Raw genomic sequence first — 15,435 nt, forward strand, 5'->3', positions numbered from 1 at the left:
CCCCGAACGGGATGCGTGCTGCAACATCCCCCCGGACTGGGGACAACCGGGGGTGCGTCGCGACCCCCGGTCGACGCCCCGGTGTGCTCATGCCTCGGCGTCGTCCGACGCGACGGGACCGAGCGCGTCCGGCCCCTCGGTCACGAGCACCCGGAACTGCTCGGCGTCGATGATGCGCAGGCCGAGTTGCTCGGCCTTCGTCAGCTTCGACCCGGCGCCCGGTCCGGCCGCCACGAAGTCCGTCTTCTTGCTCACGCTCGACGCCGCCTTGCCGCCGGCGGCGATGATCGCCTCCTGCGCGCCCTCGCGCGTGTAGCCCTCGAGGGACCCGGTCGCGACGACGGTCACGCCGCTGAGCACACCGCCCTCGACCGCAGCGCCGGGGCCCGGGTGGTCCGGCGTCGTGAACTGCACGCCCGCCGCGGTCCACCGGTCGATGACCTCGCGGTGCCAGTCGACCGCGAACCAGTCGAGCAGCGCGTCGGCGATGATCCCACCGACGCCGTCGACGGCCGCGAGCTCCTCGCGCGAGGCGTTCCGGATCCGGTCGAGCGAGCCGAAGTGGTTCGCCAGCGCGCGGGCGGCCACGGGCCCGACGTGCCGGATGCTCAGCCCGACCATGATCCGCCAGAGCGGCCTGGTCTTCGCGGCGTCGATGTTCGCGAGCATCTCGAACGCGTTCTTCGACGGGTACCGGCTCGGCTCGCCCGTGTAGTCCGCCCCCCGGGCGTCCGGGTCGAACGGCGGGTCGGTCTTCTTGCGGGCACGGCTGAACGGCGTGACGCGCTTCGGGGTGCCGTCGTCGTCGGACTTCTCCATGCCGGTCTCGGCGTCGCGGACGATCACCTCGATCGGCACGATGTCCTCCATCGTCAGGTCGAAGAGCCCGGCCTCGGTCACGAGCGGGGGCCGTTCCGGACGCAACGGCTGCGTCAGGGCGGCCGCGGCGACCTCGCCGAGGCCCTCGATGTCGAGCGAGCCGCGCGACGCGATGTGCTCGACACGGCCGCGGACCTGCGCGGGGCAGCTCTCGGCGTTGGGGCAGCGCAGGTCCTTGTCGCCCTCCTTCGCCGGACGGAGCGGGGTCCCGCACTCCGGGCACGTCTCGGGCATCACGAACTCGCGCTCGGAGCCGTCGCGCAGCTCGACGACCGGGCCGAGGACCTCGGGGATGACGTCGCCGGCCTTGCGGAGCACCACGGTGTCCCCGATGAGGACGCCCTTCGCCTTCACCACGTCCTGGTTGTGCAGGGTGGCCTGGCGGACGACGGACCCGGCGACCTCGGCCGGCCGCATCACGGCGAACGGGGTCGCACGCCCGGTCCGGCCGACGCTGACGACGATGTCGAGGAGCTCCGTGTGGACCTCCTCCGGCGGGTACTTGTAGGCGATCGCCCACCGCGGCGCCCGCGACGTCGAGCCGAGTTCCTCGTGCAACGCCAGGTCGTCGACCTTGACGACGACGCCGTCGATCTGGTGCTCGACGGCGGACCGCCGGTCGCCGGTGGTCCGCACGAAGCCCAGGACCTCGTCGACGGTGTCGAAGACGCGGTAGTGCGAGCTCGTCGGCAGGCCCCAGGTCTGCAGGAGCTCGTAGACCTCCGACTGCGAGTGCACCTCGGTGTCGCGCTCGAGCTCGCGGACCGGCCACGCGCCGATGCCGTGCACGAGCATGCGGAGGCGACGGAGGCGGTCGACCATGAGGGCACGCTTCGCCTCGGACTTGCCCTCCTCCTTCTGCCGCAGCGAGCCGGCGGCGGCGTTGCGGGGGTTCGCGAACACGCGCTCCCCCGCCTCGCGCTGCCGGGCGTTCAGCTCGTCGAACTGCGCGACCGGGAAGAAGATCTCCCCGCGGACCTCGACGATCGCCGGGTGCCCCTCGCCGGACAGCCGGTCCGGGATCGTGCCCATCGTCCGGACGTTGCCGGTGACGTCCTCGCCGACGACGCCGTCGCCGCGGGTCGCCGCCGAGACGAGACGACCGTGCTCGTACCGCAGGTTGATCGCGAGCCCGTCGATCTTGAGCTCGGTCAGGAACCGGACGCGCTCGGAACCGGCGTCCCGCTGCACCTTGGCGGCCCACTCGGTCAGTTCCTCGGGGCTGAACACGTTGTCGAGGCTGAGCATGCGCTCGGCGTGCTCGACGGGCGCGAACTGCACCGTCTGCGCCTGACCGCCGACGGTCTGGGTCGGGCTGTCCGGCGTGAGCAGGTCGGGGAAGCGCTGCTCGACGGCGTCGAGCCGCCGGACGAGCGCGTCGTAGTCACCGTCGGAGACCGTCGAGCCGTTGCCCTCGTAGTACTGGTCACGCAGCTCGTTGATGCGCGTCCGCAGCCGCTCGACCTCCCGCTGGGCCTGCGCGGCGTCGAGGTCGGCCGGGGCCAGCGTCTCGAACGTCGAGTCGGCGGAGTCGGAGGTCGTGTCGCTCATGCCTCAGTTGTACCGTGCACCGCCGACCCCGGACGCAGCGGGGCCGGACGGACTCAAGCGGCGTCAGACGGTCGCGGGGACCGCGCTGACGGCACGGTCGATGGTGCACTGCCCGAGCACCCGGGTGCCGACGTACACGACGGCGGTCTGCCCGGGCGCGACGCCCGACAGCGGCTCGTCGACGTCGATCACGAGCTCGCCGTCGGTCACCCGCGCGACCGCGGGCACCGGGTCGGCGTGCGCCCGGATCTGCACGTCGCACGCGAACGGCACCGACGGGTCGGCCGGGGCGGTGCCCGCCCACGTGAACCGGGAGCCGGCCATCGACCGCACGTCGAGAGCCTCCTTCGGGCCGACGACGACGGTGTTGTCCTTCGGACGGATCTCGAGGACGAACCGCGGCTTGCCGTCCGGTGCGGGGCGACCGAGGTGCAGGCCGCGGCGCTGCCCGACGGTGTAGCCCGTCGCCCCCTCGTGCGACCCGACCACCGTGCCGTCGCGCTCGACGACGTCACCCGCGGCGGTCCCCACGCGGTCGGCGAGCCACCCGCGGGTGTCGCCGTCCGGGATGAAGCAGATGTCGTAGGAGTCCGGCTTCTGCGCGACGGTCAGCCCGCGCGCCGCGGCCTCGGCCCGGACCTCGTCCTTCGACGGGGTCGCCCCGAGGGGGAACATCGCGTGCTCGAGCTGCTCGGCCGTCAGCACGCCGAGCACGTACGACTGGTCCTTCGCCCAGGCGGCCGAGCGGTGCAGCTCGCGCGCACCGTCCGCCCCGGTGACGATCGAGGCGTAGTGCCCCGTGCAGACGGCGTCGAACCCGAGGGCGAGCGCCTTCTCGAGCAGTGCCGCGAACTTGATGCGCTCGTTGCAGCGCATGCACGGGTTCGGGGTCCGGCCGGCCTGGTACTCGGCGACGAAGTCGTCGACGACGTCCTCCTTGAAGCGCGCCGAGAAGTCCCAGACGTAGTACGGGATCCCGAGCGCCGACGCCGCGCGCTGCGCGTCCATCGAGTCCTCGATCGTGCAGCACCCGCGGCTGCCCGTGCGCAGGGTGCCGGGCATCCGGCTGAGGGCCAGGTGCACGCCGACGACGTCGTGTCCGGCGTCGACGGCACGGGCCGCGGCCACCGCCGAGTCGACCCCGCCGCTCATCGCTGCAAGTACGCGCATGCATCCAGGGTAAGCCGACGCCGACGACGGGCGTACCGTGGTGCTCGATGACGAGCACCGCGAACGCCCCCTTCGACCGCCGCGGTGTCCTGCTGTCCGGGTTCCTGCCCGCGGCGCTCTTCGCGATCGGCGAGGGCGCGATCATCCCGATCATCCCGATCGCGGCGGACTCGCTCGGCGCGAGCCTGGCGTTCGCGGGCTTCGTCGCCGCGCTCATCCTGGTCGGCGAGCTCATCGGGGACGTGCCGTCGGGGGTCGTCGTCGGACGGATCGGCGAGCGGAACGCGATGATGGGCGCCGCCGTGGTGTCCGTCGTCGGTCTGCTCGTCTGCGTGGTCGCACCGAACGCGTGGGTGCTCGCGCTCGGGGTGTTCCTCGTCGGTGTGTCCACCGCGGTGTTCGCGCTCGCCCGGCACGCCTACATGACGACCGCCATCCCGCTGCGGATCCGCGCGCGGGCCCTCTCCAGCCTCGGCGGCGTCTTCCGCTTCGGCTACTTCGTCGGCCCGTTCGTCTCCGCCGGCGTCGTGCACCTCACCGGCACGACGCAGAGCGCGTTCTGGATCCACGTCGTCTGCTGCCTCGCGGCGGCGGTGGTGCTCCTCGTCCTGCGCGACCCCGCGACGGGCGTGCGCGGTCTGCGGTTGCCGAGCCGCGCCTCCCGTCCGGAGCACGCCCCCGACGGGACGGGCCGGACCGGCGCACCCGAGCCGCACCCCGACGAACCGCCCACCGACACCGGCGCGCAGTTCGTCGAACGCGAGGCCCACGGCCTCTTCCGCACCATCCGCGAGAACCGCGCCGTCCTCGCGCGGCTCGGCAGCGGCGCGGCGCTCATCGGCGCACTCCGCGCCGGGCGGCAGGTCATCCTGCCCCTCTGGGCGGTGAGCGTCGGTCTCGACGACGCGTCGGCAGCGCTGGTCATCGGCATCGCCGGCGCGGTCGACTTCGCGCTCTTCTACACGAGCGGGCAGATCATGGACCGCTGGGGCCGTCTCGCGAGCGCGTTGCCGTGCATGCTCGGACTGGCGGTCAGCTACTTCCTGCTCGCGTGGAGCGGCCACCTGGACGCGAGGGTCGGGTGGTTCGTCGGCATCGCGATCGGCATGTCGCTCGCGAACGGCGTCGGCAGCGGGATCCTCATGACGCTCGGTGCCGACCTCGCGCCACGCGGCAACCCAGCTCCGTTCCTCGGGGCCTGGCGCTTCACCGGTGACTTCGGGTCGGCGGCGGCGCCGCTCGTCATCTCCGGCGTCACCGCCGTCGCGTCGCTGGCGCTCGCGAGCGGCGTGATGGGCGTGCTCGGCCTGGTCGGTGCGGGCGTGCTGCTCCGGTACGTGCCGCGGTACCTGCCGCGTCGGCTGCGTTGAGCGTGCGCGGTCCGGTCGGTCGGCCTGGAGGCGCGGCCCGACCCCGACCCGCACGTCGCGCTCGGTAGACTGCCGCTGCTCGCGGGAGTGGTGGAATCGGTAGACACGCAGGATTTAGGTTCCTGTGCCCCAGGCGTGAGGGTTCGAGTCCCTCCTTCCGCACCCTCGGCCGTTCCGCACCCTCGGCCTTCCGCATCATCGGTGGAGTCACACTTCCGACGGATGGCCGCCACGGTCCCGGGCGGTACCCTCGTTCCGCGGGAGTCTCCCCGTGCCCGCCGTCTCCACGACCGGAAGAACCATGCACTCCGTCGCTCTCGCACTCATCCCCTGGCTGGACCCGCAGTACATCCTCGACCACTTCGGGGCCATCGCCGTGCTCGTGGTCTGCGCCATCGTCTTCGCCGAGACCGGTCTGCTGATCGGCTTCGTCTTCCCCGGTGACAGCCTCCTCGTCATCACCGGCCTGTTCGCCTTCGACCGGGGCGGCTCCATCGGCGGCATCCCGATCTGGGTCGCGGCGCTGATGATCGGCGCCGCAGCCTTCCTCGGCGGTGAGCTCGGCTACTACATCGGCAAGAAGGCGGGGCCGCCGATCTTCGAGCGCAAGGAGAGCGGCCTGTTCTCCAAGGAGAACGTCGACCGGACGAACGCGTTCTTCCACCGGTTCGGGCCCCTCGCGGTGATCCTCGCCCGCTTCGTCCCCGTCGTGCGCACCTTCGCGCCGATCGCGGCCGGCGTCGGGCGGATGAACTACAAGAAGTACTCGCTCTACAACGCGATCGGTGCGGTGATCTGGGGCGTCGGGGTGACCTTCCTCGGGTACTTCCTCGGGTACATCCCGCCGATCGCGTACGTCGTGCGCAACTACATCGACGTGATCCTCATCCTCGCGGTGGTCGTCACGGTCGTCCCCGCAGGGCTGCACTACTGGCGGACGGCGCGGAAGGCGAAGCACGCCGCCGAGGCCGAGCAGGCGGCGCAGACCCCGACCGACGGCACGGCTCGCCCCTGACCGGCTGACGGAGCCCCCGCGGACGGACGCCGAGTGGCGAGACGCCACACGCAGACCGAGACGCCCCCGGAACCGGGGGCGTCTCGTACGTCCGGGGGCGTCTCGCATGTCCGGGGGCAGTCGCCCGCGGCGCCCGGCCCGCCGCCCGGCCGGTCAGACCCCGAAGTACTCCCGCACGATCGGCGCGATCCCCCGGAACGCCTTCGAGCGGTGCGACAGCGCGTTCTTCTCCTCGCGGGTCAGCTGCGCCGCCGAACCCTCCGCGTCGTCCGGGTGGAAGACCGGGTCGTACCCGTGCCCGCCGTCGCCGACCGGCTCCGTCAGGACCTCCCCGTTCCACACCGCCTCGAACAGGTGCTCGGTGCCGTCGGGGGTGACGAAGGCCGCCGCGCAGACGAAGGCCGCGGTGCGCTCGACGACACCCTCCAGGTTCCGGAGCAGGAGCGCGATGTTGTCGGCGTCCACCCGGGTCCCCGCGTAGCGGGCGGAGTGGATGCCGGGCGCGCCCTCGAGGGCGTCGACCGCGATGCCCGAGTCGTCGGCGAGCGCCGGCAGCCCGGTGTGCGCGACGGCCGCGCGCGCCTTGATCAGCGCGTTCGCCGCGTAGGTGTCGCCGTCCTCGACCGGTTCCGGGCCGTCGTAGCCGACGAGCTCGACCCCCTCGCCGAGCGCCTCGCCGAGGATCCCGCGGAGCTCGACGACCTTGCCCTGGTTGTGCGTCGCCAGGACGACGGTGCGCCCGGTCACGCCAGCCCCAGCGCATCCCGCTGGACGGCGGCGAGCGACCGGTTGCCCGCGAGCCCGAGGTCGAGCAGCGTGTCGAGCTCCGCGCGGTCGAACGGCGCGTGCTCGGCGGTGCCCTGCACCTCGATGAACTTCCCGGAGCCGGTCGTGACGATGTTCATGTCGGTGTCGGCCGCCGAGTCCTCGGTGTACGCCAGGTCGAGCATCGGCTCCCCCTTGACGATGCCGACCGAGATCGCCTGCACGCTGTCGGTCAGCGGCGTGGCCTTCTTCGCGATGAAGCCCTTGTCGCGACCCCACTCGATCGCGTCGACCATGGCGACGTACGCGCCCGTGATCGACGCCGTGCGGGTGCCCCCGTCGGCCTGCAGCACGTCGCAGTCGAGCACGAGGGTGTTCTCGCCGAGGCCCTTCATGTCGACCACGGCACGCAGCGACCGGCCGATCAGGCGCGAGATCTCGTGCGTCCGGCCGCCGACCTTGCCCTTGATCGACTCACGCTGCATGCGCTCGTTCGTCGAGCGGGGCAGCATCGAGTACTCCGCCGTCACCCAGCCCGAGCCCTTGCCCGCCATCCAGCGCGGCACCCCGTTCGTGAAGGACGCCGTGCAGAGCACCTTCGTGTTGCCGAACGAGATGAGCGCGCTGCCCTCGGCCTGCGTGCTCCACCCCCGCTCGATGCTGACCGGACGGTGGTCGGTGGCGCTGCGGCCGTCGATGCGGGTGCTCATGGGGTCCTTTCGGTGCGGGGCAGCGTGATCGCCCCTGTCTGGAGGTGTCCGACGCTCGAGACCTCGGGTCCGAGGAAGCGCCGGGCGAGCCGGATGAAGCCGTTGCCGTCGTCGCCCGTCGCCTCGAACGCGTAGGTCGGCGGTTCGGGGCTGGTGCGTTCGAGTCCGTGTTCCACGAGCCGGCGGTAGACGTCGTTCGCCGTCTCCTCGGCGCTCGAGACGAGCGTCACGTCCGGGCCCATCACGTACTGGATCGCCGCGGACATGAGCGGGTAGTGCGTGCAGCCGAGCACGAGCGTGTCGACGTCGGCGGCACGGATCGGCGCGAGGTACTGCGCCGCGACCTCGCGAAGTGCCGGCGACGAGGTGTCGCCCGCCTCGACGAACTCGACGAACCGCGGGCAGGCGGCCACGGTCAGGTCGACGTCGGCGGCCACCGCGAAGGCGTCCTCGTACGCCCGGGAGGCGATCGTCCCCACCGTCCCGATCACGCCGACGCGACCGGTGCGGGTCTGCTTCACCGCTGCCCGGGCCGCGGGCTGGATGACCTCGACGACGGGGATGCCGTACGCCTGCTCGTACCGTTCCCGCGCGTCGCGCAGCACCGCCGACGACGCGGTGTTGCACGCGATCACGAGCGCCTTGACGCCCTGGTCGACGAGGTCGTCCATCACCTCGAGCGCGTAGCGCCGCACGTCGGCGATGGGCTTCGGGCCGTAGGGCGAGTGGGCGGTGTCCCCCACGTACCGGATGCTCTCGCGGGGCAGCTGGTCGATGATCGCCCGCGCCACCGTGAGCCCACCGACGCCGCTGTCGAAGACTCCGATCGGTGCATCCGTCACCGCACCAGCGTACCGAGCCGCGCCGGGGCACCCCACCGGGCCGACCGCGCGCCGCAGCCGCACCCACCTCCGCGTCACTAGTGTCGGGAGCGTGACCAGCGCGCTCCTCACGGACCAGTACGAACTCACCATGGTGGACGCCGCCCTCAAGGACGGCACCGCCGATCGACGCTGCGTCTTCGAGGTGTTCTCCCGCCGCCTCCCCGACGGCCGCCGGTACGGGGTCGCCGCCGGTCTCGGCCGCTTCCTCACCGCCCTCACCGAGTTCCGGTTCGGCGACGACGAGATCGGCTTCCTCCGGGACCGCAACGTGATCGACGAGGGCACCGCACGCTGGCTCGCCGACTACCGCTTCACGGGCGACGTCCGCGCCTACCGGGAGGGCGAGGTGTTCTTCCCGACCTCCCCCGTCCTGCAGGTCGAGGGCACCTTCGCCGAGGCCGTCGTCCTCGAGACCCTCGCGCTGAGCGTCTTCAACGCCGACTCCGCCATCGCCGGCGCCGCGGCCCGCATGGTCTCCGCCGCCGACGGCCGTCCGCTCGCCGAGATGGGCTCGCGCCGCACGGGCGAGTGGAACGCCGTCGCCGCCGCCCGAGCCGCGTACATCGCCGGGTTCGGCGCGACGAGCAACCTCGAGGCCGGCCGCACCTGGGGCATCCCGACGATGGGCACCGCGGCGCACGCCTTCACGCTCCTGCACGACTCCGAGGAGGCGGCGTTCCGCTCCCAGCTCGACGCCCTCGGCGACGGGACCACCCTGCTCGTCGACACGTACGACATCGAGGCGGCCGTCGAGACCGCGGTCCGGCTGACGGACGGCCGGCTCGGCGCGGTGCGCATCGACAGCGGGGACCTGCCGAGCGTGGTCGCGTCGGTGCGGGCACAGCTCGACCGCCTCGGTGCCACCGCCACGAAGATCACGGTCACGAACGACCTCGATGAGTACACGATCGCCGCGCTGCGGGCCGCCCCGGTCGACTCCTACGGCGTCGGCACGAGCGTGGTGTCCGGCTCGGGCCACCCGGCGGCCGGCATGGTCTTCAAGCTGGTCGCCCACCAGACGCCGTCCGGCGACGAGTGGGTGCCCGTCGCGAAGAAGTCCGCGGACAAGGCCTCGACCGGCGGACGCAAGGAGGCCGGCCGTCGACTCCGCAACGGCATCGCCACGGCCGAGGTCGTGCTGACCTCCGGCCGCGTCGGCCCGGACGAGCGACCGCTGCTCGTCCCGGTGGTCGAGCACGGCGAGGTCGACCCGGCGTTCCTCGGGGTCGCCGGCGTCGAGGCCGCACGGGCGCACCACGAGCGCGCGAAGGCGGAGCTGCCGGCGGACGCATCACGCATCGGACGCGGCGACCCGGCGATCCCGACCCTGGTGATCTGAGCGGGACAGCGGGCCCGGTTACTCGGCCTTCATCTTCTCGTAGATCGCCTTGCAGTCCGGGCACACCGGGAACTTCTCGGGGTCACGGCCGGGGATCCACTTCTTGCCGCAGAGCGCCTTGACGGGCTTGCCGGTGAGGGCGGACTGCAGGATCTTGTCCTTCTTGACGTAGTGCGAGAAGCGCTCGTGGTCACCGGGCTCGATCGCCTCTTCCTCGAGGAGCTTCTCGAGTTCGCGGTCCATCACGTCGAGGCCGCCGCCGGGTTCGGTCATGCTCATGCCCCCAGGGTACGACGGTGCGGCTGCGGCCGCGACGGACTGGAGGCGCGTGGCGGGCCCGCCACGCGCCTCCCGTCCGGTGGGTGGTCACGGGACGGCGACGCGTCCCCTCCCACGCGTACCGCTCAGTTCCGCTGGGCCGCCGCGAGCAGGTCCGGACCGTGCCGGTCGAAGAGGCGGCCGCCGACGGCGACGCCCACCGCGAGGACGAGCAGGCCCACGGCGCAGCCGACCACGAGGGTGGCGAGCGCCCAGGGTTCCGGCCCCTCGACCGCGGCGAGCACGGCCAGCCAGACCGCGGGCACCAGCGACAGCAGGATCCCGACGACCATCGTGGTCTGCGCCACCATCGCGGTCGTCCCGGCCGCCTGCGGCTGCTGGAACGGGTGGTCGCCGGGTCGGACCGTCGGGTAGGGCAGGGCCACGGAGACGATGCTGGACAGGCCGAGCCCGGCGAGCAGTGCGCAGACGGCGATGCCGGTCAGCACCGGGAAGGCGGTCTGGTCACCGAAGAGCCGCGCCGAGACGGCCGCGCCGGCGACGACCAGGGGCAACCCGACGACGAGCACCGGCACGAGTCGACCGAGTCGGTCGCTCCACCCGGGGGCGCCGGACGCGACGTGCAGCCACACCGCGGTGTTGTCGTAGGAGACGTCGTTGTGCGGCAGGAAGCCCGCGATGAGGGCCATGATCGGCAGCGGGACGAGCGCCGTCCAGTGCCACGGGACGCCGGCGACGCCGAGGGGCAGCACGACGATCGGCACGAACAGGATGACCAGGTACGACATCCGGTACCGCGGATCGCGGGCCCAGTAGGTCAGGGCGCGGGCGGCCACGGCACCGAGCGGACTCGACCCGAGCGCGTCGAACCAGCCGAGGCCGCGGTAGCGGCGGGTGGACGCACGACCGTCGACGGCCTCGAGCGCACGCCCGACGATCGCCCACCACGCCCACGCGAGCAGGGCGACGACGACGAGCGCGACGAGCAGCTTGAGCACGCCCTCGCCCACCCGGCCGCTCGCGACGTCCGCGGGCACCGCCCATGCCGCACCCCACGGGGTCCACCCGGCCACGTCGGCGACCCGGCGCAGCTCGCTGCTCGCGGGGTCGAGCCAGTCGGAGCGCAGCAGGAGCGAGACGACGGGGAGCCCGAGCACCACGATCACGAGCGCGGCGAGCCAGCCGGCGTCGCGGGAGCGCTGCGGGCCGACGAACACGGCACCGACCGCGCAGCCGACCCGCACGAGCAGTGCGCACGTCGCGACGGCGAGCAGGGCGGCAAGGGTCGCGAGGACGGCGGTCCCGCCGCTGCGCGACCACGCACCGACCTGGCCGACGGCGACGATCGCGACCGCGAGCACCGGGACCCCGACGAGTCCGGCGACGGCGAGACCGACGACCAGGCGACGCCGGTCGATGCCGAAGACCGCGAAGCGCCGCGGGTCGAACTGGTCGCTGCGTCCGACGACGAGCGGCACGAGCGTGAAGGCGACGGAGACGAAGGTCCCGACGGGCACCGCGATCGAGCGCGCGACCTCGACGGGGGCGCCGCGCAGGGCGAGCAGCTCGCCGGCGACGAACACCGCGGCGAGCAGGCCGAGGAGGCTGCCGAGCACGACGAGCACGGACCGACGGGCACCGCCGCGGACCTCACCCGCGAGCAGGTCGACCCTCAGTCGGAGAAGCTGTGCAACCATTCCATGCTCTCTGCCACGACGCGGCCGCCCGCGAGTTCGACGAACTTGTCCTCGAGGCTCCGACGACCGCGGACCTGCGCCATCGTGCCGGAGGCCAGGACGCGGCCGCCGACGATGATCGCGACCGAGTCGCACGTGCGCTGGACGAGCTCCATGGAGTGGCTCGAGAGCACCACGGTCCCGCCGCCGCGCGTGTAGCGGCGCAGGATGTCCGTGATCGTCGCCGCGCTCACCGGGTCGACGGACTCGAACGGTTCGTCGAGCACGAGCACGCGGGGCGAGTGGATGAGCGTCGCGGCGAGGGCGATCTTCTTCGCCATGCCCACCGAGTAGTCGGCGACCTGGCGACCGAGTGCCTCCCCCAGGCCGAACGCCTCGGCGAGGTCGGCGCTGCGCTCCCGAGCGGTCGCACCGTCCAGGCCGCGGAGGGTCGCCGAGTACTGCAGCAGCTGTCCGCCGGTCAGCCGGTCGAACAGGCGCAGCCGGTCGGGCAGGACACCGAGGGCGCGCTTCGCCGCGGTCGGGTCGGACCAGACGTCGTGGTCGAGCACGGTCACCGTCCCGGCGTCCGGGCGCAGCAGTCCGGTGACCATGGAGAGCGTCGTGGTCTTGCCCGCACCGTTCGGTCCGACGACGCCGAAGATCGAGCCCTGGCGGATCTCCAGGTCCACCTCGTCCGCGGCGAGGGTCTGCCCGTAGCGCTTCACGAGGCCGCTCGCGCGCAGCACGACGGGCTGCTGCGGCTGCGCGGCCTGCGCGGCCGTCGCGGTCGCGGTCGGCTGGCGCTTCGGCGTGCGCTTCCGGCCCGCTGCGCCAGCGGCGGCTGCGTCGTCCTCCGCCCCGGTGGGCGCGTCGGCCGTGACGACGGAGCCGTCACCGCGTCCCGTCGCGGCGGCGGTGCCCGGTCCGGCGGGTCGGGACGCACGGCCCTTCCCCTTCCCCTTGCCCTTCCGCGGTGTGCGGGTCGGCGCGGGTGCGGCCGTCTGCTCGTCGGTCATCTCGTCACCATCGGAGGCGTCGCGCGCATCCCCGTCCCCCACGTCGTCGGCGGCGTCCCCGGCCTGGTCGTCCGCCTCGGTCGTCCAGGCGGCGTCGGACGTCGCGTACACGTCGTCGTCATCAGCTGCAGCCACGGCCCAACCGTACCAACGCGTTCCGGACACCGCGGACGCCGGACACCCGAGTCACGAAACGGGCACGAATCGCGTCGGGACGTACCCCGACGGCCGCTCGTTCCGTATCATTCACCAGGGCACGACGGAGTGTTCACCACTTGGAAACCTGCTCGCGCGGGGTTCCCCGATCGATTCGTCGCCCGCCGGAAGGCGCGGTTCCCGGACGTTCTCGGAGAACTCGGACGTTGCGCGAGCACACTGACGAGGCCCGCCCGCGCCCTCCGGGGCGTGCGGGCGGACACCGGAAGGGACCAGCATGACCACGCAGATCGTCATCCTCGCCGCGGGGATGGGCAGCCGCCTCGGCCGCAGCCTGCCGAAGCCGCTGACCGAACTCAGCGACGGCCGCACCATCATGCAGCAGCAGTTCGACAACATCCGCGCCGCCTTCGGGTCGAGCGCCCGGGTCACGATCGTCGTCGGGTACAAGTCCGAGTACATCGTCGAGGCCTTCCCCGAGGCGAACTTCGTCTACAACGAGTCCTACGACTCCACGAACACCTCGAAGAGCCTGCTGCGCGCCCTCAAGGCGACCGGCAAGAGCGGTGTCCTCTGGATGAACGGCGACGTCGTGTTCGACCCGCGCGCCCTCGTGCGTGCCGCCGACATGATGGACCAGGACCGCTCCTTCGTCAGCGTCAACACCGACAAGGTCTCCGACGAGGAGGTCAAGTACACCGTCGACGCGGACGGGTGCATCCACAAGCTGTCGAAGCAGGTCGTGGGCGGTCTCGGCGAGGCCGTCGGCATCAACTACGTCTCCTCGCAGGACAAGCAGGCACTGATCCGCCAGCTCGGCCGCGTGGACGACCAGGAGTACTTCGAGGGCGGCATCGAGGCAGCCATCGCCGAGGACGGGCTACGCTGGTCGCCGATCGACATCTCCGACCTGTACGCGGTCGAGATCGACTTCGCCGAGGACCTCGAGCGCGCGAACGAGCTGTTCGCCTGAGCCACCGTCAGGGTCCCTCGGCGGTACCGCCCGGAGGGAAGCCGTGACCACAGCGAGTGCGCCGACCGTGCCCGCGACGACCGCTCCGCCGTCGTCCCGGAGCGCCGGTCGGCGCTACCGTCAGGCGCTCTGGCTGCTGACGGTCCGTGACCTGCGGGTCCGGTACTCCACGTCGGCACTCGGGTACTTCTGGTCGATCCTCGACCCGCTGGTGATGTCGGCGATCTACTGGTTCGTCTTCACCCAGGTCTTCCACCGCGGGTCGGTCGGCGAGGAACCGTACATCGTCTTCCTCCTGTCGGCCCTGCTGCCGTGGATGTGGTTCACGGGAGCGGTCTCCGACTCGACGCGTGCCTTCATCAAGGAGAGCAAGCTCATCCGGTCGACGACCATCCCCCGGAGCATCTGGGTGGCACGCGTCGACGCGTCGAAGGGGATCGAGTTCCTCCTCAGCTTGCCGGTGCTCGCGGTGTTCGCGATCGCGACCGGGGCGACCGTGCACTGGGAGCTCGCGCTGTACCCCCTCGCCATCGTCCTGCAGTGCGCGCTGGTCTACGGCCTCGGCCTGATCGTCGCGCCGCTCGTCGTGTTCTTCCGCGACCTCGAGCGGGCCGTCAAGCTCGTGCTGCGCTTCCTCTTCTACGCGTCGCCGATCATCTACGGCACGCACGCGCTCCCCGACCGTCTGCGCGACATCGCGGCGCTCAACCCGCTGAGCGGCATCTTCGGGATCTACCGATCGGCCTTCTTCCCGAACCAGCTCAACTGGTTCGAGGTCGGGGTGTCGGTCGTCGTCACCGTCGTCGTGCTGGTCGTCGGGCTGGTCGTGTTCCGGCGGAGCGAGCACCGCGTGCTGAAGGAGCTGTGATGACCACCACCGACCGGACTGCGCCCTCGACCACGGTCGCTCCCGTCATCTCGGTGCGCGATGCGGGCATCCGGTTCAAGCGGAACCGGCGCGCGAGCCGGAGCTTCAAGGACCTCTTCGCCGGCAGCGACCGTCGGAAGCGCGCGGACGAGTTCTGGGCGCTCCGGGACGTCTCGTTCGACGTCCGTCCGGGCGAGGCCATCGGCGTGGTCGGTCGGAACGGCCAGGGCAAGTCGACCCTGCTCAAGCTCGTCGCGCAGGTCATGCTCCCGGACGAGGGCCGGGTGCAGGTGAACGCGGGCGTCGCCCCGCTCATCGAGATCACGGGCGGCTTCGTCGGCGACCTGTCGGTACGCGACAACGTCTGGCTCACGGCCGGTCTGCACGGCATGTCCCGGGCCGAGATCCGCGCGGCGTTCGACGAGATCATCGCCTTCGCGGAGATCGGCGACTTCGTCGACACCCCGTACAAGCACCTGTCCAGCGGCATGAAGGTGCGCATCGCGTTCGCGGTCATCTCGCGGCTCGACGAACCCGTCATCCTGGTCGACGAGGTCCTCGCGGTGGGCGACAAGGGCTTCCGCGAGAAGTGCTACAAGCGCATCGAGGAGCTGCTCGCCGCGGGCCGGACGCTCTTCTTCGTCTCGCACAGCGACAAGGACCTCCGCCGGTTCTGCGACCGCGGCCTGTACCTCGACAAGGGCCGGCTGCAGCTCGACGACACCATCGAGGCGGCGCTCGCCCGGTACGCCGCGGACCACGGCGCCTGACCCACCACTCC

The 15,435-nt window shown here is 72.1% G+C and carries 14 protein-coding genes and 1 tRNA gene; 7 read left to right on the top strand and 8 right to left on the bottom strand.

Going from position 1 to position 15,435, the window contains the following annotated elements; genetic code table 11:
- Window positions 1-87: 87 nt before the first annotated feature.
- Both ligA and mnmA read right to left on the bottom strand, forming a co-directional pair.
- The gene (gene ligA, locus AB0N84_RS01295) at window positions 88-2,430 is read right to left on the bottom strand and encodes an NAD-dependent DNA ligase LigA (protein ID WP_363543240.1); all 2,343 of its coding nucleotides are present in this window, start codon (window positions 2,428-2,430) and stop codon (window positions 88-90) included.
- Window positions 2,431-2,493: 63 nt separating this feature from the next.
- Window positions 2,494-3,600, bottom strand: coding sequence for a tRNA 2-thiouridine(34) synthase MnmA (mnmA, locus tag AB0N84_RS01300; RefSeq protein ID WP_289457712.1), 1,107 nt, complete (start codon window positions 3,598-3,600; stop codon window positions 2,494-2,496).
- Window positions 3,601-3,647: 47 nt separating this feature from the next.
- Between mnmA and AB0N84_RS01305 the strand changes: the two genes are divergently transcribed.
- The 3 genes from AB0N84_RS01305 (at window position 3,648) to AB0N84_RS01315 (ending at window position 5,985) form a co-directional block, all read left to right on the top strand.
- A complete protein-coding gene (locus AB0N84_RS01305) occupies window positions 3,648-4,970 on the top strand; it encodes an MFS transporter (RefSeq protein ID WP_182046475.1) in 1,323 nt (440 codons plus the stop codon).
- Between the two features lie 81 nt (window positions 4,971-5,051).
- Window positions 5,052-5,132, top strand: a tRNA-Leu gene (locus tag AB0N84_RS01310).
- A gap of 139 nt (window positions 5,133-5,271) precedes the next feature.
- The gene (locus AB0N84_RS01315) at window positions 5,272-5,985 is read left to right on the top strand and encodes a DedA family protein (RefSeq protein WP_182046476.1); all 714 of its coding nucleotides are present in this window, start codon (window positions 5,272-5,274) and stop codon (window positions 5,983-5,985) included.
- Window positions 5,986-6,138: 153 nt separating this feature from the next.
- Here the strand turns inward: AB0N84_RS01315 and rdgB are convergent, their stop codons facing one another.
- The 3 genes from rdgB to murI are packed head-to-tail and all read right to left on the bottom strand — an operon-like array spanning window position 6,139 to window position 8,302.
- On the bottom strand, window positions 6,139-6,732 hold the full coding sequence (gene rdgB, locus AB0N84_RS01320; RefSeq protein WP_182046477.1) for an RdgB/HAM1 family non-canonical purine NTP pyrophosphatase: 594 nt from the start codon (window positions 6,730-6,732) through the stop codon (window positions 6,139-6,141).
- Window positions 6,729-7,460: a ribonuclease PH gene (gene rph, locus AB0N84_RS01325; RefSeq protein WP_182046478.1), complete on the bottom strand. Its 732-nt coding sequence runs from the start codon at window positions 7,458-7,460 to the stop codon at window positions 6,729-6,731. Before rph ends, rdgB begins: the two co-directional genes overlap by 4 nt.
- Complete coding sequence (murI, locus tag AB0N84_RS01330; protein WP_182046479.1) at window positions 7,457-8,302, bottom strand: glutamate racemase; 846 nt, start codon at window positions 8,300-8,302, stop codon at window positions 7,457-7,459. Before murI ends, rph begins: the two co-directional genes overlap by 4 nt.
- Before the next feature lie 91 nt (window positions 8,303-8,393).
- Between murI and AB0N84_RS01335 the strand changes: the two genes are divergently transcribed.
- Window positions 8,394-9,683, top strand: a complete 1,290-nt coding sequence (locus AB0N84_RS01335) for a nicotinate phosphoribosyltransferase (RefSeq protein WP_363543245.1) — start codon at window positions 8,394-8,396, stop codon at window positions 9,681-9,683.
- Window positions 9,684-9,701: 18 nt separating this feature from the next.
- On the opposite strand, the gene AB0N84_RS01340 is transcribed toward AB0N84_RS01335, so the two are convergent.
- The 3 genes from AB0N84_RS01340 to AB0N84_RS01350 form a co-directional block, all read right to left on the bottom strand.
- Window positions 9,702-9,962, bottom strand: a complete 261-nt coding sequence (locus AB0N84_RS01340; RefSeq protein WP_092384164.1) for a DUF3039 domain-containing protein — start codon at window positions 9,960-9,962, stop codon at window positions 9,702-9,704.
- A 125-nt stretch (window positions 9,963-10,087) separates the two neighbouring features.
- A complete protein-coding gene (locus AB0N84_RS01345) occupies window positions 10,088-11,659 on the bottom strand; it encodes an ABC transporter permease (protein WP_363543249.1) in 1,572 nt (523 codons plus the stop codon).
- On the bottom strand, window positions 11,635-12,792 hold the full coding sequence (locus AB0N84_RS01350) for an ABC transporter ATP-binding protein (RefSeq protein WP_289457715.1): 1,158 nt from the start codon (window positions 12,790-12,792) through the stop codon (window positions 11,635-11,637). Before AB0N84_RS01350 ends, AB0N84_RS01345 begins: the two co-directional genes overlap by 25 nt.
- 298 nt (window positions 12,793-13,090) lie before the next feature.
- On the opposite strand from AB0N84_RS01350, the gene AB0N84_RS01355 reads away from it, so the two are divergent.
- The 3 genes from AB0N84_RS01355 to AB0N84_RS01365 are packed head-to-tail and all read left to right on the top strand — an operon-like array spanning window position 13,091 to window position 15,424.
- Window positions 13,091-13,786 (top strand): phosphocholine cytidylyltransferase family protein, encoded by a 696-nt coding sequence (locus tag AB0N84_RS01355; protein WP_069711608.1) that lies wholly within the window; start codon window positions 13,091-13,093, stop codon window positions 13,784-13,786.
- A 43-nt stretch (window positions 13,787-13,829) separates the two neighbouring features.
- Window positions 13,830-14,654 carry an ABC transporter permease gene (locus AB0N84_RS01360; RefSeq protein ID WP_182046482.1) on the top strand — a complete coding sequence of 275 codons (825 nt, stop codon included), beginning with the start codon at window positions 13,830-13,832 and terminating at the stop codon, window positions 14,652-14,654.
- Window positions 14,654-15,424 carry an ABC transporter ATP-binding protein gene (locus AB0N84_RS01365; RefSeq protein ID WP_289457716.1) on the top strand — a complete coding sequence of 257 codons (771 nt, stop codon included), beginning with the start codon at window positions 14,654-14,656 and terminating at the stop codon, window positions 15,422-15,424. The genes AB0N84_RS01360 and AB0N84_RS01365 overlap by 1 nt, the downstream gene beginning before the upstream one ends.
- The last annotated feature ends 11 nt before the right edge of the window (window positions 15,425-15,435 follow it).

The organism is Curtobacterium sp. NPDC089185 (assembly GCF_040685235.1).
GTDB lineage: Bacteria > Actinomycetota > Actinomycetes > Actinomycetales > Microbacteriaceae > Curtobacterium > Curtobacterium citri.

What these genes read in the sequence shown, in the direction of transcription:
- AB0N84_RS01315 (WP_182046476.1), top strand. Translation starts at nt 5,272, where the DNA reads ATGCACTCCGTCGCTCTCGCACTCATCCCCTGGCTGGACCCGCAGTAC.
- ligA (WP_363543240.1), bottom strand. Translation starts at nt 2,430, where the DNA reads ATGAGCGACACGACCTCCGACTCCGCCGACTCGACGTTCGAGACGCTG.
- AB0N84_RS01365 (WP_289457716.1), top strand. Translation starts at nt 14,654, where the DNA reads ATGACCACCACCGACCGGACTGCGCCCTCGACCACGGTCGCTCCCGTC.
- AB0N84_RS01355 (WP_069711608.1), top strand. Translation starts at nt 13,091, where the DNA reads ATGACCACGCAGATCGTCATCCTCGCCGCGGGGATGGGCAGCCGCCTC.
- AB0N84_RS01340 (WP_092384164.1), bottom strand. Translation starts at nt 9,962, where the DNA reads ATGAGCATGACCGAACCCGGCGGCGGCCTCGACGTGATGGACCGCGAA.
- AB0N84_RS01305 (WP_182046475.1), top strand. Translation starts at nt 3,648, where the DNA reads ATGACGAGCACCGCGAACGCCCCCTTCGACCGCCGCGGTGTCCTGCTG.
- mnmA (WP_289457712.1), bottom strand. Translation starts at nt 3,600, where the DNA reads ATGCGCGTACTTGCAGCGATGAGCGGCGGGGTCGACTCGGCGGTGGCC.
- rph (WP_182046478.1), bottom strand. Translation starts at nt 7,460, where the DNA reads ATGAGCACCCGCATCGACGGCCGCAGCGCCACCGACCACCGTCCGGTC.
- AB0N84_RS01345 (WP_363543249.1), bottom strand. Translation starts at nt 11,659, where the DNA reads ATGGTTGCACAGCTTCTCCGACTGAGGGTCGACCTGCTCGCGGGTGAG.